The following is a 20,055-nucleotide window of genomic DNA, read 5'->3' on the forward strand; positions in this document are numbered from 1 at the left end:
GACGGGGGCGGGGGCGGCTCGGTCGACCCGTCGGCGATGGTCGGCGCCTGGGCGACGCACCCCGCGGTCGACGGCGAGTCCGTCGTCTTCAGCATCTCGCCCGACAAGCGGGTCTTCATGATCATGCCCGACCGCTGCGACGGCAAGGCCAACGGCACCTCGCTCGATCTGACCTGCGAGGGGGGCGGCACCGACTACACCAGCGGCACCGTGACCAGCGTCTCGGACAAGAGCATGACCGTGAAGTGGGGTTCGGGCCGGACGGTGGAGCTGGGCAAGTCCTCCGACCCGGAGCTGGCCTCTCCGCCACCGGACCTCCCCACGGATTTCCCGTCGGCCGAGGACCCGTTCTGAGGCGCCACGACGCGCGGGGAGCCCCCTGCTAGGTTGTCGTGACCCTGCAAACGACCAGGGTGGGACGACCGAGGAGGGACAGTGCGCACGTCAGCGCGGAGGACGGGGGCGGTGGTCGCGGCAGCGACCACCGCGCTGCTGGTGGGTGGCTGCGGCAGCGGCGACGACGGCAAGGGCGACGACGGCGGCAAGGCCAAGGCCGACGAGAAGAAGTCCGCCGCGCCCGCGCCGGACAAGAGTGAGGAGTCGGCGGGCAAGGGCCGGCTGCCGGGGGTCTGGACGGCCGACGCGGAGGGCCAGAAGCTGACGCTCACCGTCGTCGACGACGCCGCGTCCCTGCTGCGGGGCAAGGACAAGAAGGTGTGCACAGGGCGCGTCATGGCGGCGGGCGCCGAGAAGTCGCTGGTCCTCAAGTGCCCGGCGGGCGTCGGCGAGGAGCGCGCCACGGGCAAGGTCGGCGCGGTGACGGCGACCTCGCTGAAGGTCACCTGGAACGGCGGGGCCACCGACACCTACGCCAGGGCGGCCAACGCCCCGGCGAAGCTGCCCAAGGACCCCGACGACCTCGGAGACCTGCCCGACAAGCTGCCCGAGAACCTCCCCGACAAGCTGGACGACGTCACCGAGCAGCCGCACGAGAAGACGGAGAGCTCGGAGAACGGCCGCAAGGTCCGCGAGTACCCCGGGGGCTGAAAGAGCGTTTTGTCCTGGCAGGGTGTTTGTTATCGCCAGGCTGCTTGAGGAGTTCTGCCGGTGCCGGGGGGGGAGCCTGGTCTGGGTAGTCGGTGTCAGCGTCAGGTGAGAGGGTGACGAGATGTCTCTGCCTCAGCCCGATGATCTGACCTCGCTGGTCCTGCGCACCGACTTCGGTGACGAGGGGGCCTGGGACTCGGTTCGAACCGCACTCGACGCGGCTAACGAGTACCCCCACGCCACGTATGTCAGCGAGCTTCGCTTCGCCGGCGTGGGGGTCCAGGCATTGATGGCTGAAGAGGCTGCTGCGGACGAGGACGAGCAGATCGTTTACCTGTTTCTGGCGGACGCAGCCACGATGAAGGATCCGGGTTACCCGCTCCTGGCCGTGGATCTCTCAGACGAGCCCGGGCGGACGTTCAGAGTCCCCGCTCGGTGGTTTCCCAACATCTCGGCCAACCTCAGCATCGCCAACATGGACTTTGCGGAGTACGCCGACGCCGCTGATGAATCAGGGACCTTCCGCGGCTTTGACGAGTGCTGACGCTTTCTCGTTGCGGCCCGTTCGGGCGCTAGGGCGTGTTTCAGAAGTGGATCATTGTCGTGAAACGGCTCTGGGCGGCTGGTGGAGACCTGAGGGGCGACCAGTGGGCCACGAGGCGCTGTTGCCTCCGGTGCCGGGATGGGGCGCCCCTGGCTACAGTGGCCCGATGCGTGAAACCCCCGAAGAACTCAACGAGCTCCAAGCCCTGCTCGAAGCCTCCCTGTCCCGCTCCACCGCCCACCTCCGTTCGATCATCACCGAGCGCACCCTGGCCGCAGAGCAGCTCACCGAGATCCTGACCGGCATGTGCACGCTCGCCCTCTCCACTGTGACGGCGAAGGGCGAGCCGCGGATCAGCGGCGTGGACGGGCATTTCCTGCACGGCAAGTGGTACTTCGGCACGGCGCGCAGCGCCGCCAAGGCCCGCCATCTCACCGCCCGCCCCGCCGCCAGCGTCGCGCACATGCGCGGCGAGGACTTGGGCGTGTTCACGCACGGCATGGTGGAGACCCTCAACCCCGAGGACGGCGAGCCGGCTGCGGATTGGCCAGACCTGCTCGCGTACTTCAAGGACTTCTACGGCGACGACGCCTTCGACTGGGACAACGACGTGGTCTTCTACCGGCTGCGCCCGCACTGGATGACCGTCTACGCCCCCGATATCGCGAAGCTCACCGCCGAGTGACGGCAGGCTCATGAGCCAGGCCGTGGGCCTGTTTCATGAGCGATCACAGTCACTCGTTGATCGCGGCGATGTGAATGGTGGCCTCGTAGCGGACAGCGAGCTTGTCGTATCGCGTTGCCACCGCTCGGTGTCTTTTGAGGCGGTTGATGCCGCACTCCACCGCGTGACGCCCCTTGTAGTCCTCGGCATCGAACTTCGTCGGCCGGCCGCCGCGGGAGCCGCGCTTCTTGCGGTTCGCGATCTGATCGCGCTTCTCCGGGATCGTGCAGCAGATCCCGCGCTTGCGCAGGTAAGCGCGGTTCGCACGGGAGCCATATGCCTTGTCCGCACGGACCTTGTCCGGCCGGGTGCGCGGGCGCCCCGGTCCCACACGGGGCACCCGGATATGGCCCAGGACGACTTGGAACTGCGGGGAGTCACCGCGCTGGCCAGCTGTGATCACAAGTGACATCGGCTTCTGGGCCTGTTCGACCGCAAGATGGAGCTTGGTGGTCAGCCCGCCCCGCGAGCGCCCGAGCCCGTGGTCGTCAGGCTCGACGAAGACGCCGCCGGGCGGCTCGACCTGCAGATTCCCCTTTTTCGGGCTCCCGCTGCGTGCTGGTGCGCGCGGGCGATCGTCGAGTCCACCGAGATGTCCCAGGTGATCAGCCCCTTGGCGTCGGCCTGGGCCTGAAGCTGCTCGAAGATGCGGTGCCAGGTGCCGTTGAGCTGCCAGCGGCGGAAGAGCCCGTACACCGTCGCCCGCGGGCCGTACCGCTCGGGCAGGTCCCGCCACGGTATGCCGGTCCGCGTGCGGAACCGTATGCCGTTGATCAGCTGCCGCTTGGTGTGCACCGGCGGCCGACCAGGTTTGATGCCCTTCGGCAGCAACGGTTCCAGCACCACCCACTGAGCGTCTGTCAGATCCTTTCGAGCCACGAGAAGTGATCATGGCCCGCCCTTGATCCATTTCTGAAACACGCCTAGGTACCGCGCCAGTTCAGCGTGGCTTCTCGGGTGAGGCGACGGCTCATCAGGTCGGTCATCGCGAGGCGGATCATGGCTTCGGAGCGGGTGGGCCTGTGCGGTCTGTGAGAGCACCTGGATGCCGCCGGCGTTGTCGGAGACGCTGGCTGGCTTCGTTGCTCTCCAAGAACAGCGTTTGTCGACGGTTCCCGGAGGCAGTTGGTGATCAACCGGCTCTGGAATGTGGATGGCAAATGACGGCGCTGCGTGGGTGCGAACGTGTCGACGGCCAGCCGCTCGAAGGGCGGCTGGCCGTCGAGGCGGGTAGCGGCAGGGGTCAGTACCTGTTCTGATCCTTGGTGGCCGGGTGAGGCAGTGCAGCCCTCGACGTTCGGGCGGTTTCGACCGGCGATTATTCACTTGACCCGGTCCGTACGGTGTGTGAGTGGAGGACACTCTGATCGACGAACTCCGGACCGTGTATGACGCCCAACTTCGTGGTGTCACGCCGCCTGGCGGCAGCGCCCGCGTCGAGAAGGACGGCCCGTTGACCCGGGTCGTCGGTTGGCACCGCGGTTTCGTCACGGGCCCACGCGACCTCGGTGTATACGGGGCAGAACTCGACACGCTCATAGCGCGGCAGCGTGACTTCTACGCTGCCCGTGGTGAGGCGGTCGAATGGAAGACTCGCGCCCATGATCTCCCCACCGACCTCACCGACCGGCTCACCGCGGCCGGCTTTGTCGCCGAGGGCAGCGAGACGGTACTCATCGGGCAGTCAGCAGACCTTGCCTCCGACCCCGTCCTGCCCGACGGCGTGACCCTCCGCCGTGTCACCTCCAGATCAGACCTCCAGCGCATCGCCGCTATGGAGAGCACCGTCTGGGGCGAGGACTGGAGTTGGCTCGCCGACGACTTGGCCGCCCGGGTCGAGAACGCCCCAGAGAACACCATCGTCCTCGTCGCCGAGGCACGCGCCGAAGTCGTTTGCGCCGCCTGGCTGGTGTTCAACGACGGCGTCGACTTCGGCGGCCTCTGGGGCGGCTCAACGCTCAAGGAATGGCGAGGACAGGGCCTCTACCGGGCCATGGTCGCCCAGCGGGCCCAACTCGCTGCCGTTCGCGAGGTCCCCTACGTCTACGTCGACGCTTCACCCGACAGCGCCCCGATCCTCACCCGCCTTGGCCTGCACGCGGTCACCACGACGACACCGTACGTCTGGTCGCCCTGAGCTCAGCCGGCCTTCGCCGGCTCCTCGGCTCGTGCTGGCGGCGACGTAGTAGCGGACCATCCCGTAGGAGACGTCGGCGCCGTGTTCCTCGACCAGCCGGTGGAAGATCCGGGTGACGGTGTGCCGCTGCTCGCGTGGCGCATCCAGGTCCGTCCGGAGGATTTCGTCGATCAACGGCTTGTACCAATCCAGAGCGGAGGCCCGGGGCGGCAGCCTCTTGTGTGGCTCCGGCCAGGCCGAGTCCAGTGCCTTCCGCACGGTCCGTCACCTGAGCTGCGATGAAGCACCCCGGCCGGGACGCAACGCTCTTTGAGCGCCCGTTTCCGGCACCTGGTCAGCGCGGCCGGGACCACGGGCCCGGCCCCTTCGGGGTCCGGGCCAGGACCGCGGTCCGTGTCACCGCGCGCGGGCGCCCCGGCGTCGCCGCGGCGGGCCCTGGGCCCGCCGGCGCCCGGCGGGCCCCTCAGGGGTCGCGCGGCGAGAGCAGGTGGACCGACTCCTGTTCGCGGGGGTCGGTGCGCGCCACCACGACGGTGACGGGTTCTTCGCCGGTGACCGGCATGTGCGGCATGTTCGCCGGCACGTAGACCATGTCGCCGGGGTGGAGGGTGTCGCGGTTCTCCAGGTCCTGGCCGTGCCACATCTCGTGCACCCCGTTGACGACGTAGATGGCCGATTCGTGGCCCGCGTGCAGGTGTGGTTCCCCCTTCGAGTTCGCCGGGATGTGCAGGACGTGCAGACACAGCCCCTTGGCGCCCACCGACTCGGCGGACACCCCTTCTGTGAAGATTCCGCCCTGTTTTCCTTGGTATCCGCCCTTTTCCTGGCGGAGAATCACACAACCCATGCTTCGAGTTCCTACCGTTTCCGCACACGTCTTGTCACTGGTGCATCGGACAGTGCTCATTACAAAACGCCGCCAGATGTGGCCCGTCGGGGCCTCTGGCGGCGCTTCGTACAGCTAGGGCGGGGTTCTGACGAGCCGTATGTGGTTCACCGGACGAAGACTCCCGCGTGTCCCGCCAGATCGAGGAAGTACTGCGGTGCCACGCCGAGGACGACGGTCACCACGACGCCGATCGCGATGGCCGAGGTCGTCATGACGCTCGGTACGGCCACGCTCGGCCCGTCGGCCTGCGGCTCGCTGAAGAACATCAACACGATGACGCGCAGGTAGAAGAAGGCGGCGATGGCCGAGGCGAGGACGCCGAAGACGACCAGGAGGCCCGCGCCGCCCTCGGCCGCCGCCTTGAACACGGCGAACTTCCCGGCGAAGCCCGAGGTGAGCGGGATGCCCGCGAAGGCCAGCAGGAAGACGGCGAAGACGGCCGCGAGCAGGGGCGAACGCCGCCCGAGCCCGGTCCACTTGGACAGGTGCGTCGCCTCGCCGCCAGCGTCCCGTACCAGGGTGACGACGGCGAACGCGCCCAGCGTCACGAACGCGTAGGCACCCAGGTAGAACAGCACCGAGGAGATGCCGTCCTTGGAGGTGGCGATGACGCCCGCCAGCAGGAAGCCCGCGTGGGCGATGGAGGAGTAGGCGAGCAGCCGCTTGATGTCGGTCTGGGTGATGGCCACGATGGCGCCGGCGAGCATCGTCAGGACGGCCACGCCCCACATGACGGGCCGCCAGTCCCAGCGCAGGCCCGGCAGCACCACGTACAGCAGCCGCAGCAGCGCGCCGAAGGCGGCGACCTTGGTGGCGGCTGCCATGAAGCCGGTCACCGGGGTGGGCGCGCCCTGGTACACGTCCGGGGTCCACATGTGGAAGGGGACGGCGCCGACCTTGAACAGCAGCCCCATGACGACGAGCGCGCCGCCGATCAGCAGGAGCGCGTCGTTGCCCGCCGTCTGGGCCAGCACCGGGTCGCTGAGGGCGTCGGAGCCGGAGACGACGCGGGCGATGCCCGAGTAGCTGACGGTGCCCGCGTAGCCGTAGAGCAGCGCGGTGCCGAACAGCAGGAAGGCGGAGGAGAACGCGCCCAGCAGGAAGTACTTGACGGCGGCCTCCTGGGAGAGCAGCCGCCTGCGGCGGGCGAGCGCGCACAGCAGGTACAGCGGGAGGGAGAAGACCTCCAGCGCGATGAAGAGGGTCAGCAGGTCGTTGGCGGCCGGGAAGAGCAGCATGCCGCCGACGGCGAACATCAGCAGCGGGAAGACCTCGGTGGTGGTCCAGCCCGCCTTGACGGCCTGCGCCTCGCCCTCGCCGCCGGGCACCGAGGCGGGCTGCGCGGCGAACGAGTCGACCCGGGAGCCGTGCGCGGAGGGTTCCAGCTTCCGCTCGGCGAAGGTGAAGACGCCCACGATGCCGACCAGCAGCAGGGTGCCCTGGAGGAAGAGCGCGGGTCCGTCCACGGCCAGCGCACCCATGCCGGCGATCTGCGCCTCGGTGGTGCCCGCGCCGGAGGCCGCCAGGCCGATGACGGCGGCGAACGCGGCGGCCAGGCCCACCAGCGCCACGAACAGTTGGGCACCGTAGCGGGCCTTGCGGGGCGCGAAGGCGTCGATGAGGACGCCGAGGGCCGCGGCGCCGAGGACGATCAGCGTCGGGGAGAGCTTCCCGTACTCGATGCTGGGCGCCTGGAGCTTGTCGCCCGCGCCGGCCGCGACCGTCCACAGGCTGTGGACGCCGGGAGTGCCTCCCGCCGACGCGACGTCGATCATGCCAGTCACTCGTGGTCACCTCCGCCGTGCCCAGCCGGCTTGTCGTCGGACCCCGCGCGCTCCGCGACGGGATGCTGCGGCTTCGGGTCCTTCTTCTGTACGTCCGAGAGGGTGTGCTCCACGGCGGGGTTCACGATCTCGGTGAGCGGCTTGGGGAAGACGCCGAGGAAGATCAGCAGGGCCACCAGCGGCGCCACCACCGCGACCTCGCGCACCTTCAGGTCGGGCATCCCCTCGATCTGGGGCTTGCGGATCGGCCCGGTCATCGTGCGCTGGTAGAGCACCAGCACGTACAGCGCGGCGAGGATGATGCCCGCGGTGGCGATGATCCCGGCGACCGGGTAGCGCTCGTACGTGCCCACCAGGACGAGGAACTCGCTGACGAACGGCGCCAGCCCCGGCAGCGAGAGCGTGGCCAGGCCGCCGATCAGGAACGTGCCGGCCAGGACGGGCGCCACCTTCTGCACTCCGCCGTAGTCCGCGATCAGACGCGAGCCGCGGCGGGAGATGAGGAAGCCGGCCACCAGCATCAGCGCGGCCGTCGAGATGCCGTGGAAGACCATGTAGAGCGTCGCGCCGCCCTGGCCCTGGCTGGTCATCGCGAAGACGCCCAGGATGATGAATCCGAAGTGCGAGATGGACGCGTACGCCACCAGGCGCTTGATGTCCCGCTGCCCGACCGCGAGCAGCGCCCCGTACAGGACGCTGACCAGCGCCAGCCCGAGCACCACCGGGGTGGCCCAGGAGCTGGCCTCGGGGTAGAGGCCCAGGCAGAAGCGGAGCATCGCGAAGGTGCCGACCTTGTCGACGACCGCCGTGATGAGCACCGCGACCGGTGCGGTGGACTCGCCCATGGCGTTCGGCAGCCAGGTGTGCAGCGGCCACAGCGGCGCCTTGACGGCGAAGGCGACGAAGAAGCCGAGGAACAGCCACCGCTCGGTGGACGTCGCCATCGTCAGCTCTCCGCTCGCCCGCGCCTTGAGCAGCTCCGGCAGCGAGAAGGTGCCCTCGCCCAGGGAGTCCGCGCTGACGACGTACAGCCCGACGACGGCGGCCAGCATGACCAGCCCGCCGGCCAGGTTGTAGAGCAGGAACTTCACCGCGGCGTAGGAGCGCTGCTTGGCGCCCTCCTCCTCACCGGCCGCGTGCGCCCGGTCCCCGAAGCCGCCGATGAGGAAGTACATCGGGATGAGCATCGCTTCGAAGAAGAGGTAGAAGAGGAAGACGTCGGTGGCGGCGAACGAGACCAGCACCATCGCCTCGACGGCGAGGATGAGGGCGAAGAAGCCCTGGGTGGGGCGCCAGCGGCGGTTGGCCTGCTCACCCGCGCGGTCGTCGGCGTCGTCGGCGTCGTGCCAGCCCGCACCGATGACGAACGGGATCAGCAGCGCCGTCAGCGCCATCAGGGCCGCGGCGATGCCGTCGACGCCGAGTTCGTAGCGGACCCCGAAGTCGGAGATCCAGGCGTGCGACTCGGTCATCTGGTAGCGGGCGCCGTCCGGGTCGAAGCGGAACAGCACCACGGCGGCCAGCACGAGGGTGGCCAACGAGACCAGCAGCGCCAGCCACTTGGCAGCGGTGCGCCGGGCCGCCGGGACGGCGGCGGTGGCGACGGCCCCGACGGCAGGCAGTGCCGCCGTGACCGTCAGCAGAGGAAATGACATGACTCAGACCGCCCTCATCAGCAGGGTCGCGGCGATCAGCACCGCCGCGCCGCCGAACATCGAGACCGCGTAGGAGCGGGCGAAACCGTTCTGGAGCCGCCGCAGCCGCCCCGACAGACCGCCGAAGGAGGCGGCCGTGCCGTTGACGGCGCCGTCGACGACCTTGTTGTCGACGTAGACCAGGCTGCGGGTCAGGTGCGTACCTCCGCTGACCAGCACCGCGTGGTTGAAGTCGTCCTGGAGCAGGTCGCGGCGGGCCGCGCGGGTGAGCAGGCTGCCGCGCGGGGCGAGCGCGGGCACCGGCTTGCGCCCGTACTGGAGGTAGGCGGCGCCCACGCCGAGGACGAGCGCCACGATCGTGGAGGCCGTCACCGCGGTGGCCGAGACCGGGGAGTGCCCGTGCTCGAACCGGGTGACCGGCTCCAGCCAGCCCACGAAGGACTCGCCCGCCTTGAAGAGGCCGCCCGCGAAGACGGAGCCGAAGGCGAGCACGATCATCGGGATCGTCATGATCTTCGGGGACTCGTGCGGGTGGGGCGGCGCGTACGCGCCCCGTGTCTCGGCCGCAGGTTCGATATCGGGCTCGGCCGGAGAGGGGGTGGGCGCCTTGCGCCAGCGCTCCTCGCCGAAGAACGTCATCAGCATCACCCGCGTCATGTAGTACGCGGTGAGGGCGGCGCCCAGCAGGGTGACCGCGCCCAGAATCCAGCCCTCGGTGCCGCCCTTGGCGAAGGCGGCCTCGATGATCTGGTCCTTGGAGAAGAACCCGGACAGTCCTGGAAAGCCGATGATGGCGAGATAGCCGAGGCCGAAGGTGACGAAGGTGACGGGCATGTACTTCCGCAGCCCGCCGTAGCGGCGCATGTCGACCTCGTCGTTCATGCCGTGCATCACCGAGCCCGCGCCGAGGAACAGCCCGGCCTTGAAGAAGCCGTGGGTGACCAGGTGCATGATGGCGAACGCGTAACCGATCGGGCCGAGCCCGGCAGCCAGGATCATGTAGCCGATCTGCGACATGGTCGAGCCGGCCAATGCCTTCTTGATGTCGTCCTTCGCGCAACCGACGATCGCACCGAACAGCAGCGTGACCGCGCCGACGATCACCACGACCAGCTGCGCGTCCGGCGCCCCGTTGAAGATCGCGCCGGAGCGGGTGATCAAGTAGACGCCCGCGGTCACCATCGTCGCCGCGTGGATGAGCGCGGAGACCGGGGTGGGGCCCTCCATGGCGTCGCCGAGCCAGGACTGGAGCGGCACCTGCGCCGACTTGCCGCACGCCGCCAGCAGCAGCATCAGCCCGATCGCCGTCAGCTTGCCCTCGCTCGCCTCCGACGCGGAGGAGAGGACGGGCGCGAAGGCGAAGGTGCCGAAGGTGGTGAACATCAGGAAGATGGCGATGGCCAGACCCGCGTCACCGACGCGGTTGACCAGGAACGCCTTCTTCGCCGCCGTCGCCGCGCTCGGCTTGTGCTGCCAGAACCCGATCAGCAGATACGAGGCGAGGCCCACGCCCTCCCAGCCGACGTACAGCAGCAGGAAGTTGTCGGCGAGGACGAGCAGCAGCATCGCCGCGAGGAACAGGTTCAGGTAGGCGAAGAAGCGGCGCCTGTCCGGGTCGTGCTCCATGTAGCCGACCGAGTAGAGGTGGATGAGCGTGCCCACGCCGGTGATCAGCAGGACGAACGTCATCGACAACTGGTCGAGCTGGAAGGCCACGTCCGCCTGGAAGCCCTCCACCGGCACCCAGGAGAACAGCTTGCTGTGCATGGCCCGGCTCTCGGCGTCCTCGCCCAGCATCGAGGCGAACAGCACGGCCCCGATCACGAAGGAGGCCGCGGCCAGCAGTGTCGCCAGCCAGTGCCCGCTCCGCTCCAGGCGCCGCCCGCCCAACAGCAGCACGGCGGCGCCGAGCAGGGGCACTCCGACGAGCAGTCCGATCATTGACTCCACTGGTTCGTACCCCTTACCTCTTCCTGGCGAACGGGCTCGTGGTTCCTTCGTGGTGTCCGAGCTGGAGTGATTCGCCGGTCTCGTCGTTCTGTCAGTGCAGCGGAATACGATGTCTGTGACGTCATGAGAGGTGATGCGCTGTGCTGGAAGGTCGCTCGTACCGTGCTGAGCTGAGCGTCGCGCAATCCCTGCTGGCCGATGGATGGGCTGGCATTTCTCGCGTCGTGTGGAACACCGCGCTGGAACAGCGGCGCTGTTATCGGCAGCGTGGGTCGTTCATCGGATTCGCGGCCCAGTGTGCGGAGCTGACTGCGGCGAAGCGCGAATTTGACTGGCTGAGGGGCCCGCAGTCGCAGGTTTTGCAGCAGGTTCTGCGGGACTTGGACATCGCATGCGCACGACACGGCCCTGCCAGGGTGCGATGGCGAGCGAAGGCCGGAAGGAACCATTGGCGTCCCTCCTTCCGCTTTCCGCAGGGCGGGAATCCGCTCCGCAAGCTGAACCGGCACTGGTCGGCCGTTTACCTGCCAAAGCTGGGCTGGGTGCGTTTCCGCCGCTCCCGACCGGTCGACGGCGACATCCGCTCGGTCACGTTGCGCAGAGACGGACCACGTTGGCGTGTCTCGTTTCTGGTCGAGACCGGCGAAGTCCCGCCCCGAGTGAGCTTGGAGAAAGGCCGGGTCGGCATTGACCGCGGGGTGGTCCACGCCGTAGCGACGAGCGACGGCCAGTTCTTCGATCGGGCGTTTCTCAGTCTTGGCGAACGGCGCCGTCTGCTTCGTCTGGAGCGGCGGCGGAGTCGTTGTCAGCCACGCTCCCGGCGCAGGAACGCATGCACCGCCAAGATCAACGTCATCCGTCGACGGGAGCGCGACCGGCGCCACGATTTTCACGCGCGCACCGCGGCCGAAGTCACTCGGGGAATGGCGCTTGTCGTCCTGGAAGACCTGAAGGTCAGCCCTATGACGAGTTCCGCCGCAGGGACCGTGGCAGAGCCTGGTCGTCATGTCGCAGCGAAGGCCGGACTCAACCGCTCCATTCGCGACAAGGGCTGGCACGGCTTGGGGCTCGCCATCAGCAGTCGAGCGCGCCGGGCCGGCTGCGAGCTGCGTAGCGTGAACCCGGCGTACACGTCGCAGACGTGCCCACACTGTAGGACCGTGGACGCGAACTCCCGCAAAAGCCAAGCGGTGTTCCTGTGCACCTCCTGCGGACACCGTGAAAACGCCGACACCGTCGGAGCGAAGAACACACTGGCCGCCGGGCTCGGCGGTTACAGGGCGTGGAGACCTCGGGGCTGCCCGGTCGACGAAGCGCCAACCAGCGTGAACCTGCAAGGTATTAACGCTCCTTCCATAAGGGGAGGGATCCTCGGGCCTCAGCAGCCCGGGGAGGAGGTCAAAGCTTCATCAGGCTGGCGTCGTCGACCGAGGCCGAGTGGCGGGAGCGGTAGAGCATGACGATGATCGCCAGGCCCACCACGACCTCCGCGGCGGCGACGACCATGACGAAGAACGCCATGATCTGGCCGTCGAGGTTGCCGTGCATCCGGGAGAAGGCGACCAGCGTCAGGTTGGCGGCGTTCAGCATCAGCTCGATGCACATGAACACCACGATGGCGTTGCGCCGGATGAGGACTCCGGCGGCGCCGATGGTGAACAGCAGCGCTGCCAGGTAGACGTAGTTGATCGGGCTCACTTGGCGGCCTCCTCGCGCTCGCTGCCCAGCCCGGCGGGCCGGCCCTTGCCGTCGTCCTCGGCGCGGTCGGCGGCGTCCTCGGCACGGTCGGCCGCGTCCTGGGCCCGGTCGGCGGCCCGCTCACCCGGGTCCTTCGGGCCCGGGTAGGTGGCGCGGCCCTGGTACTCGGCGGTGCGCTGCTCGATCGCGGCCAGCTGCGCCAGCTGCTCGGCGCTGACCTCGCGGATCTGGCCCCGGTCGCGCAGCGTGCGGCTGACGCTCAGCTCGGAGGGCGTGCCGTCGGGCAGCAGCGCGGGACGGTCGTTGGCGTTGTGGCGGGCGTAGACGCCGGGCGCCGGCAGCGGGGTGACCTGCTTGCCGTCGCGCACCCGCTGCTCGGCCTGCTCGCGCTGCGACTTGTTCTTCTCGACGCGCTCGCGGTGGGTGAGCAGCGTGGCGCCGACCGCGGCGACGGTCAGCAGGGCGCCGACCACCTCGAAGGCGACGACGTACTTGGTGAACAGCAGCGAGGCCAGCGCCGGGACGTTGCCCTGGGCGTTGGCGGCCCCGAGCCCGTTGAAGCTGCCCACCGAGACCTGCCCGATGCCGGTGACCAGCAGGATGCCGACGCCCAGGGCGCAGGCCGCGGCGAGCCAGCGCTGCCCCTTCAACGTCTCGCGCAGCGAGTCGGCGTGGGAGACGCCGACGAGCATCAGCACGAACAAGAAGAGCATCATGACCGCGCCGGTGTAGACGACGATCTGCACGACGCCCAGGAAGTAGGCGCCGTTGGCGAGGTAGAACAGCGCCAGGATGATCATTGTCCCGGCCAGGCAGAGCGCGCTGTGCACGGCCCGGCGCAGCAGCACCGTACCGAGCCCGCCGAGCACGGCGACGGTGCCCAGCACCCAGAACTGGACGGCCTCGCCCGTGGAGGTGGCGGTGGCGGCGAGTGCGTTCATCGCTCCCCCTCCCCGCCGGCCGTCACGACGCCGTGTGTCATGGCGCCGAAGCCCGCCGCGTCGCCGGTGTACGCGTCACCCGCGGCGGGTTCGTCCGCGCCGTAGGTGTCCGCGGACTCCTGCGGGGCGCCGGTGTCGGTGGGTGTCTGCCGCACGGTGCCGGGCGCGGCCTCGCTGACCAGGCCCTGGTAGTAGTCCTTCTCCGTCATGCCGGGGAAGATGGCGTGCGGCGAGTCGACCATGCCCTCCTCCAGGCCCGCGAGCAGCTCCTCCTTGGTGTAGATGAGGGACTCGCGGGAGGAGTCGGCCAGCTCGTACTCGTTCGTCATGGTCAGCGCCCGGGTGGGGCAGGCCTCGACGCACAGGCCGCACAGGATGCAGCGCAGGTAGTTGATCTGGTAGACGCGGCCGTAGCGCTCGCCGGGCGAGTAGCGCTCCTCGTCGGTGTTGTCGGCCCCCTCGACGTAGATGGCGTCGGCGGGGCAGGCCCAGGCGCACAGCTCGCAGCCCACGCACTTCTCCAGCCCGTCCGGGTGCCGGTTGAGCTGGTGGCGGCCGTGGAAGCGGGGCGCTGTCGGCTTCTTGTACTCGGGGTACTGCTCGGTCAGCCGCTTCTTGAACATGTCCTTGAAGGTCACGCCGAAGCCGGCCACGGGGTTTTCAGGCACCGTCAGCCCCCTTGCTCTCGGTGGTTGCGTCAGTTGCGTCGCCAGGAGTGCCGGGCCCGCCCGCCCCGGCGCCGACCGGCTCGCGCTCCCGCTCGCGCGCGGCGCGCGAGGGCCGCCGCGGCACCGGCGGCAACTCCTGGCCCGGCAGCGGCGGTACGGGGAACCCGCCGGCCATCGGGTCGAAGGGCTTGCCCTGTGCGGGCGCTTCCTCCTCCTCGGGGCCGGGGCGGAAGAAGTCGACGACGAAGGAGATCAGCAGCAGTGCCAGCGCCGTCCCGGCGACCCAGTAGACGACCTCGCTGTAGTCCCAGCCCTCGTTGCGCATCGCGCGGACGGTGGCCACCAGCATCAGCCACACCAGGGCGATGGGGATGAGCACCTTCCAGCCCAGCTTCATGAACTGGTCGTAGCGCACGCGGGGCAGCGTGCCGCGGATCCAGATGAAGAAGAAGATCAGCACGAGCAGCTTGGCGGTGAACCACAGGATGGGCCACCAGCCGTGGTTGGCGCCCTCCCACCAGGTGGAGATCGGCGCCGGGGCGCGCCAGCCGCCCAGGAAGAGCGTGACCGCCAGCGCGGAGACCGTCACCACGTGGATGTACTCGGTCAGCATGAACATCGCGAACTTGATCGAGCTGTACTCGGTCTGGAAGCCCGCGACCAGGTCGCCCTCGGACTCCGGCATGTCGAACGGCGCCCGGTGCGCCTCACCGACCATCGAGATCAGATAGATCAGGAAGGAGACCGGCAGCAGATAGGCGAACCAGCCGTCCGCCTGCTCGCCGACGATCGCCGAGGTCGACATCGACCCCGAGTAGAGGAAGACCGCGGCGAAGCTGAGGCCCATCGCGATCTCGTAGCTGATGATCTGGGCCGTGGCGCGCACGCCGCCCAGCAGCGGATACGTCGACCCGGACGACCAGCCCGCCAGCACCACGCCGTAGGAGGCGATGGAGGCCGTGGCCAGGATGTAGAGCACGGCGACGGGCATGTCCGTCAGCTGCATCGCCGTCCGGTGCCCGAAGATCGAGATCTGGTTGTCCGCGGGTCCGAACGGGATGACTGCGATCGCCATGAAGGCGGGCACCGCGCCGATGACCGGGGCCAGCAGATAGACCAGCTTGTCGCTGCCCTTGACGATGATGTCTTCCTTGAACATCAGCTTCACGCCGTCGGCCAGCGACTGGAGCATGCCCCAGGGCCCGTGCCGGTTGGGGCCGACGCGCAGCTGCATCCAGCCCACGATCTTGCGCTCGAAGACGATGGAGAGCAGCACCGTCACCATCAGGAACGCGAAGCAGAAGACGGCTTTGATCAGCACGAGCCAGAACGGATCGGTGCCGAACATCGACAGATCCTCTTGGGCGAGGTGCTCTACCGGCCCGTTCATGCGCCCACCTCCTGCGGGGTCTGGGTGACGCCGACGCTTCCGGGCGCGATCCGCACCAGCTCACCGGGGAGCGCCCCGGCGTCGGCCGCGACGCCGCCGCCGACCGTGTTGAGCGGAAGCCACACCACCCGGTCGGGCATCTCGGTGACGCACAGCGGCAGCCGCACCTCGCCGCGCGGTCCCGCGACGGCCAGGGTCTCGCCGTCCGCGGCGCCGATCTCGGCGGCGGTGGCGGCCGACAGCCGCGCGTACGCCGCGTGCCGGGTGCCGGCCAGGGCCTCGTCCCCCTCCTGGAGGCGGCCCCGGTCGAGCAGCATCCGGTGCCCGGCCAGCACGGCCTCGCCCGCGGCGGGCTGCGGCGCGCTGCGGGCCTGGGGAATCGGGGCGTCCAGCCGGGCGCCGCCCCCGCGGTGGCCGAGGCGGTCGAGCTCGCCGCGCACCATGCGCACGTCCGGCAGTCCGAGGTGGGCGTCCAGTGCGTCGGCGAGCATGTTCAGGACCCGGGCGTCGGGCTGGACGTGGCGGCGGGTCATCTGGTCGGGCTTGAGCGCCGCGTCGAACATCCGCAGGCGGCCTTCCCAGTTGAGGAAGGTGCCGGACTTCTCCGGGGTCGCGGAGACGGGGAGGACGACGTCGGCCAGCTCGGTCACGGCGCTGGGCCGCAGCTCCAGGCTGACCAGGAAGTCCACCGCCTCCAACGCCTCGCGGGCGCGGGCCGGGTCCGGCAGGTCCTCGACGCCGACTCCCCCGACGACCAGCGCGGACAGCGCGCCCGTGGCGGCGGCCTCGATGATCTGGGAGGTGTCGCGCCCCGGTGCGGTGGGCAGTTCGGCGACGCCCCAGGCGCGGGCCACCTCGGCGCGGGCCTCGGCGTCGGCCACGGCCCTGGCCCCCGGCAGCAGTCCGGGCAGGCACCCGGCCTCCACAGCGCCGCGCTCGCCCGCGCGGCGCGGCACCCACACCAGGGTGGCGCCGGTGGCGACCGCCGTGCGCAGCGCCGCGGTCAGCGCGCCCGGCACGGTGGCCAGCCGCTCGCCGACCAGCATGACCGCGCCGTCGGCGCGCAGCGCCTCCGCGGTCGCCGCGCCCTCCTCGTCCAGGCCGACGCCGCCCGCGAGCGCGTCCAGCCACTCCGTCTCGGTGCCCGGCGCGGCGGGCAGCAGCGTGCCGCCGGCCTTCTGCAGGCCGCGGGTGGCGTGCGTGGCCAGTGCCCAGGTGCGCTGGCCGCGGGTGCGCCAGGCCTTGCGCAGCCGCAGGAAGATGCCGGGCGCCTCCTCCTCGGCCTCCAGACCGAGGAGGAGCACGGCGGGCGCGGCCTCCAGCGCGGAGTAGGTCAGGCCCGCCGCGTCCAGGTCCCGGCCGTGCCCTGCCACGTGGGAGGCCAGGAAGTCGGCCTCCTCCGCGGAGTGGGCACGGGCGCGGAAGTCGATGTCGTTGGTGCGCAGCGCCACGCGGGCGAACTTGGCGTAGGCGTACGCGTCCTCGACGGTGAGCCGCCCGCCGGTCAGCACGCCGGTGCGCTGCTGCTTCCCGGCGAGCCCGCGCGCGGCGGCCTCGATCGCCTCGGGCCAGCTGGCGGGGGCGAGCGTGCCGTCCTCGCCGCGGACCAGCGGGGTGTGCAGCCGGTCGGGGCGCTGTGCGTAGCGGAACGCGAAGCGCCCCTTGTCGCACATCCACTCCTCGTTGACCTCGGGGTCGTTCTCGGCGAGGCGGCGCATCATCTTGCCGCGCCGGTGGTCGGTGCGGATCGCGCAGCCGCCGGAGCAGTGCTCGCACACGCCCGGCGAGGAGGTGAGGTCGAAGGGGCGGGAGCGGAAGCGGTAGGCCGCCGAGGTCAGCGCGCCCACGGGGCAGATCTGGATGGTGTTGCCGGAGAAGTACGACTGGAAGGGGGCATCCTCCCCGGTGCCGACCTGCTGGAGCGCGCCCCGCTCGATCAGCTCGATCATCGGGTCGCCCGCGATCTGGTTGGAGAAGCGGGTGCAGCGCGCGCACAGCACGCACCGTTCGCGATCCAGCAGCACCTGGGTGGAGATCGCGACGGGCTTCTCGTAGGTGCGCTTCCTGCCCTCGAAGCGGGAGTCGGCGTCCCCGTGCGACATGGCCTGGTTCTGCAGCGGGCACTCGCCGCCCTTGTCGCAGACGGGGCAGTCCAGTGGGTGGTTGATGAGCAGCAGCTCCATCACGCCGCGCTGCGCCTTGCTCGCCACGTCGGAGGACAGGTGCGTTTTGACGACCATGCCGTCGGTGCACTGGATGGTGCAGGACGCCATCGGCTTGCGCTGGCCCTCCACCTCGACGATGCACTGGCGGCAGGCGCCCGCCGGGTCGAGCAGGGGGTGGTCGCAAAAGCGCGGGATGTCGATGCCGAGCTGCTCGGCGGCGCGGATGACCAGCGTGCCCTTGGGGACGGTGATCTGGGCGCCGTCGACGGTCAGCGACACCGTCTCCTCGGGCGGCGGGGCGGCCTCCCCGCCGCCGGTGGAGGTGCCAGTAGCGGTGACGGTCACGCGTTCACCTCCAGGTGAGCGGAGTGGGGGCTCGCGGCCCAGGCGGTGGACTTGGCGGGGTCGAAGGGGCAGCCGCGGCCCCCGAGGTGGGCCTCGTACTCCTCGCGGAAGAACTGCATCGAGGAGAAGATCGGGGCCGCGGCGCCGTCGCCCAGCGCGCAGAAGGACTTGCCGTTGATGTTGTCGGCGATGTCGGCGATCTTCTCCAGGTCGGCGGCCTGCGCCTTGCCGGCCTCGATGTCGCGGAGCAGTTGGACGAGCCAGTAGGTGCCCTCGCGGCAGGGGGTGCACTTGCCGCAGGACTCGTGCGCGTAGAACTCGGTCCAGCGGGTGACGGCCCGCACCACGCAGGTCGTCTCGTCGAAGCACTGGAGCGCCTTGGTGCCGAGCATGGAGCCCGCGCCGCCGACGCCCTCGTAGTCGAGGGGGATGTCGAGGTGTTCGTCGGTCAGCATCGGGGTGGAGGAGCCGCCCGGCGTCCAGAACTTCAGCCGGTGCCCTGGCCGCATGCCGCCGCTCATGTCGAGGAGCTGGCGCAGCGTGATGCCCAGCGGTGCCTCGTACTGGCCGGGGCGGGCGACGTGGCCGCTGAGCGAGTAGAGCGTGAAGCCGGGGGACTTCTCGCTGCCCATCGAGCGGAACCAGTCCTTGCCGCGGTCGATCAGGGCGGGAACCGAGGCGATGGACTCGACGTTGTTCACCACGGTGGGGCACGCGTACAGGCCGGCGACGGCCGGGAAGGGGGGACGCAGCCTTGGCTGACCACGGCGGCCTTCCAGCGAGTCGAGCAGCGCCGTCTCCTCGCCGCAGATGTAGGCGCCCGCGCCCGCGTGCACGGTGAGGGTGAGGTCCTTGCCGGGGCCGAGCGCGTCGGTGCCCAGGTAGCCGGCCTCCTGTGCCTCCCTGGCGGCCAGCTGGAGGCGGCGCAGCACGGGGACGACCTCGCCGCGCAGGTAGATGAAGGCGTGGCTGGAGCGGATCGCGTGGCAGGCGATGGCGATGCCCTCGATGAGGGAGTGCGGGTTGGCGAACAGCAGGGGGATGTCCTTGCAGGTTCCCGGCTCGGACTCGTCGGCGTTGACGACGAGGTAGTGCGGTTTGCCGTCGCCCTGCGGGATGAACTGCCACTTCATGCCCGTGGGGAAGCCCGCGCCGCCCCGGCCGCGCAGGCCCGCTTCCTTGACGTAGGCGATCAGGTCGTCCGGGTCCATGGCCAGCGCCTTGGGCAGCGCCTGGTAGCCGCCGTGCCGCCGGTAGCCCGCCAGCGTGTAGGAGTCGGGCTCGTCCCAGTGCGCGGACAGGACGGGTGCGAGGAGCTTCTGCGGGTCGGCGCCGCCGTGGGTGCTCGGCTGCGAGGTCTCGTCCTGGCCGCCGTTGTGTGCTGCCACCGTCATCACTTCCCCTCCTCTTCGGCAGCGGCGCCGCGCGGTGCCACCACACCGGGCGTGCTCTCGCCCTTGGCGAGCCGCAGCCCGGCCAGTGAGGCGGGCCCCGCGCTGCCGGACGCGTCGGCGGCGCCCTCGCGCTCGTCGGGGAAGCCGGCCAGTACCCGCGCGGTCTGTTTGAAGGTGCACAGCGGGGCGCCCCGGGTGGGGGCGACCTCGCGTCCCGCGATCAGGTCGTCGACGAGGGCGCGGGCCGAGTCGGGGGTCTGGTTGTCGAAGAACTCCCAGTTGACCATCACGACGGGTGCGAAGTCGCAGGCCGCGTTGCACTCGATGTGTTCGAGGGTGACCTTGCCGTCCTCGGTGGTCTCCCCGTCGCCCACGCCCAGGTGTTCGCGCAGCGCGGCGTGGATGGCGTCGCCGCCCATCACCGCGCACAGCGTGTTGGTGCACACGCCGACCTGGTAGTCGCCGGAGGGTTTGCGGCGGTACATGGAGTAGAAGGTGGCCACCGCGTTGACCTCGGCGGTGGTCAGCTGAAGCATCTCGGCGCAGAACCGCTGCCCGGTGCGGGTGATGTGCCCGTCCTCTGACTGCACCAGGTGCAGCAGCGGCAGCAGCGCGGAGCGGCTGTCCGGGTAGCGGGAGATGACCTCGCGCGCGTCGGCCTCCAGCCGCTGCCGCACCTCGGCCGGGTAGTCGGGTGCGGGCATCGCGGGGATGCCCATATCGA

Annotated in this window: 17 protein-coding genes and 2 pseudogenes; 6 read left to right on the forward strand and 13 right to left on the reverse strand. The window is 70.0% G+C overall.

Annotation, left to right across the window (positions count from 1 at the left end):
* The 4 genes and pseudogenes from AB8Z75_RS06755 to AB8Z75_RS06770 all read left to right on the forward strand — a co-directional run.
* Positions 1-354 (forward strand): annotated as a pseudogene (locus AB8Z75_RS06755) (hypothetical protein); the annotation flags it as partial.
* 111 nt (positions 355-465) lie between these two features.
* Positions 466-1,047, forward strand: coding sequence for a hypothetical protein (locus AB8Z75_RS06760; protein ID WP_369200466.1), 582 nt, complete (start codon positions 466-468; stop codon positions 1,045-1,047).
* 121 nt (positions 1,048-1,168) lie between these two features.
* Positions 1,169-1,591, forward strand: coding sequence for a hypothetical protein (locus AB8Z75_RS06765; protein WP_369200467.1), 423 nt, complete (start codon positions 1,169-1,171; stop codon positions 1,589-1,591).
* Between the two features lie 166 nt (positions 1,592-1,757).
* A complete protein-coding gene (locus AB8Z75_RS06770) occupies positions 1,758-2,276 on the forward strand; it encodes a pyridoxamine 5'-phosphate oxidase family protein (RefSeq protein ID WP_030883631.1) in 519 nt (172 codons plus the stop codon).
* A gap of 49 nt (positions 2,277-2,325) precedes the next feature.
* Here AB8Z75_RS06770 and AB8Z75_RS06775 read toward each other — a convergent pair.
* Both AB8Z75_RS06775 and AB8Z75_RS06780 read right to left on the reverse strand, forming a co-directional pair.
* Positions 2,326-3,194 (reverse strand): IS5 family transposase gene (locus AB8Z75_RS06775; RefSeq protein ID WP_369200468.1). Its coding sequence is split into 2 segments (ribosomal slippage): positions 2,326-2,813 and positions 2,813-3,194, totalling 870 coding nucleotides; the frame shifts between segments, so codons are not numbered across the junction.
* Positions 3,195-3,238: 44 nt separating this feature from the next.
* Positions 3,239-3,334 (reverse strand): annotated as a pseudogene (locus AB8Z75_RS06780) (IS5/IS1182 family transposase); the annotation flags it as partial.
* Between the two features lie 332 nt (positions 3,335-3,666).
* Here AB8Z75_RS06780 and AB8Z75_RS06785 point away from each other — a divergent pair.
* Positions 3,667-4,452, forward strand: coding sequence for a GNAT family N-acetyltransferase (locus AB8Z75_RS06785; protein ID WP_369200469.1), 786 nt, complete (start codon positions 3,667-3,669; stop codon positions 4,450-4,452).
* Between the two features lie 463 nt (positions 4,453-4,915).
* Here AB8Z75_RS06785 and AB8Z75_RS06790 read toward each other — a convergent pair whose 3' ends face one another.
* The 4 genes from AB8Z75_RS06790 to nuoL all read right to left on the reverse strand — a co-directional run bounded on the left by AB8Z75_RS06790 (position 4,916) and on the right by nuoL (position 10,730).
* Positions 4,916-5,299: a cupin domain-containing protein gene (locus AB8Z75_RS06790; protein WP_369200470.1), complete on the reverse strand. Its 384-nt coding sequence runs from the start codon at positions 5,297-5,299 to the stop codon at positions 4,916-4,918.
* A 146-nt stretch (positions 5,300-5,445) separates the two neighbouring features.
* On the reverse strand, positions 5,446-7,116 hold the full coding sequence (gene nuoN / locus AB8Z75_RS06795) for an NADH-quinone oxidoreductase subunit NuoN (RefSeq protein ID WP_369200471.1): 1,671 nt from the start codon (positions 7,114-7,116) through the stop codon (positions 5,446-5,448).
* A gap of 5 nt (positions 7,117-7,121) precedes the next feature.
* On the reverse strand, positions 7,122-8,780 hold the full coding sequence (locus AB8Z75_RS06800; RefSeq protein WP_369200472.1) for an NADH-quinone oxidoreductase subunit M: 1,659 nt from the start codon (positions 8,778-8,780) through the stop codon (positions 7,122-7,124).
* Positions 8,781-8,783: 3 nt separating this feature from the next.
* On the reverse strand, positions 8,784-10,730 hold the full coding sequence (gene nuoL, locus AB8Z75_RS06805) for an NADH-quinone oxidoreductase subunit L (protein ID WP_369200473.1): 1,947 nt from the start codon (positions 10,728-10,730) through the stop codon (positions 8,784-8,786).
* A gap of 140 nt (positions 10,731-10,870) precedes the next feature.
* On the opposite strand from nuoL, the gene AB8Z75_RS06810 reads away from it, so the two are divergent.
* A complete protein-coding gene (locus tag AB8Z75_RS06810) occupies positions 10,871-12,190 on the forward strand; it encodes an RNA-guided endonuclease InsQ/TnpB family protein (protein WP_369200474.1) in 1,320 nt (439 codons plus the stop codon).
* Here the strand turns inward: AB8Z75_RS06810 and nuoK are convergent.
* Genes nuoK through nuoE form a run of 7 tightly spaced genes read right to left on the reverse strand, consistent with a single transcriptional unit; the run spans position 12,129 to position 20,050 of the window.
* Complete coding sequence (gene nuoK, locus AB8Z75_RS06815) at positions 12,129-12,428, reverse strand: NADH-quinone oxidoreductase subunit NuoK (RefSeq protein ID WP_114023563.1); 300 nt, start codon at positions 12,426-12,428, stop codon at positions 12,129-12,131. The genes AB8Z75_RS06810 and nuoK overlap by 62 nt on opposite strands.
* On the reverse strand, positions 12,425-13,369 hold the full coding sequence (locus tag AB8Z75_RS06820; protein ID WP_369200476.1) for an NADH-quinone oxidoreductase subunit J: 945 nt from the start codon (positions 13,367-13,369) through the stop codon (positions 12,425-12,427). Before AB8Z75_RS06820 ends, nuoK begins: the two co-directional genes overlap by 4 nt.
* Positions 13,366-14,037 carry an NADH-quinone oxidoreductase subunit NuoI gene (gene nuoI, locus AB8Z75_RS06825; RefSeq protein WP_369200477.1) on the reverse strand — a complete coding sequence of 224 codons (672 nt, stop codon included), beginning with the start codon at positions 14,035-14,037 and terminating at the stop codon, positions 13,366-13,368. Before nuoI ends, AB8Z75_RS06820 begins: the two co-directional genes overlap by 4 nt.
* A complete protein-coding gene (gene nuoH / locus AB8Z75_RS06830; RefSeq protein ID WP_369200478.1) occupies positions 14,030-15,427 on the reverse strand; it encodes an NADH-quinone oxidoreductase subunit NuoH in 1,398 nt (465 codons plus the stop codon). The genes nuoI and nuoH overlap by 8 nt, the downstream gene beginning before the upstream one ends.
* The gene (locus AB8Z75_RS06835) at positions 15,424-17,937 is read right to left on the reverse strand and encodes an NADH-quinone oxidoreductase subunit G (protein ID WP_369200479.1); all 2,514 of its coding nucleotides are present in this window, start codon (positions 17,935-17,937) and stop codon (positions 15,424-15,426) included. The genes nuoH and AB8Z75_RS06835 overlap by 4 nt, the downstream gene beginning before the upstream one ends.
* Complete coding sequence (nuoF, locus tag AB8Z75_RS06840; RefSeq protein WP_369200480.1) at positions 17,934-19,331, reverse strand: NADH-quinone oxidoreductase subunit NuoF; 1,398 nt, start codon at positions 19,329-19,331, stop codon at positions 17,934-17,936. Before nuoF ends, AB8Z75_RS06835 begins: the two co-directional genes overlap by 4 nt.
* Complete coding sequence (gene nuoE, locus AB8Z75_RS06845) at positions 19,331-20,050, reverse strand: NADH-quinone oxidoreductase subunit NuoE (RefSeq protein WP_369200488.1); 720 nt, start codon at positions 20,048-20,050, stop codon at positions 19,331-19,333. Before nuoE ends, nuoF begins: the two co-directional genes overlap by 1 nt.
* Positions 20,051-20,055: the final 5 nt, after the last annotated feature.

It is taken from the genome of Streptomyces sp. PU-14G, assembly GCF_041028275.1.
Lineage (GTDB): Bacteria > Actinomycetota > Actinomycetes > Streptomycetales > Streptomycetaceae > Streptomyces.

Coding starts and splice junctions, on each gene's coding strand:
- nuoE (WP_369200488.1), bottom strand. CDS start 20,050: ATGGGCATCCCCGCGATGCCCGCACCCGACTACCCGGCCGAGGTGCGG.
- nuoH (WP_369200478.1), bottom strand. CDS start 15,427: ATGAACGGGCCGGTAGAGCACCTCGCCCAAGAGGATCTGTCGATGTTC.
- AB8Z75_RS06800 (WP_369200472.1), bottom strand. CDS start 8,780: ATGTCATTTCCTCTGCTGACGGTCACGGCGGCACTGCCTGCCGTCGGG.
- AB8Z75_RS06770 (WP_030883631.1), top strand. CDS start 1,758: ATGCGTGAAACCCCCGAAGAACTCAACGAGCTCCAAGCCCTGCTCGAA.
- AB8Z75_RS06790 (WP_369200470.1), bottom strand. CDS start 5,299: ATGGGTTGTGTGATTCTCCGCCAGGAAAAGGGCGGATACCAAGGAAAA.
- nuoF (WP_369200480.1), bottom strand. CDS start 19,331: ATGACGGTGGCAGCACACAACGGCGGCCAGGACGAGACCTCGCAGCCG.
- nuoN (WP_369200471.1), bottom strand. CDS start 7,116: ATGATCGACGTCGCGTCGGCGGGAGGCACTCCCGGCGTCCACAGCCTG.
- AB8Z75_RS06765 (WP_369200467.1), top strand. CDS start 1,169: ATGTCTCTGCCTCAGCCCGATGATCTGACCTCGCTGGTCCTGCGCACC.
- AB8Z75_RS06820 (WP_369200476.1), bottom strand. CDS start 13,369: ATGAACGCACTCGCCGCCACCGCCACCTCCACGGGCGAGGCCGTCCAG.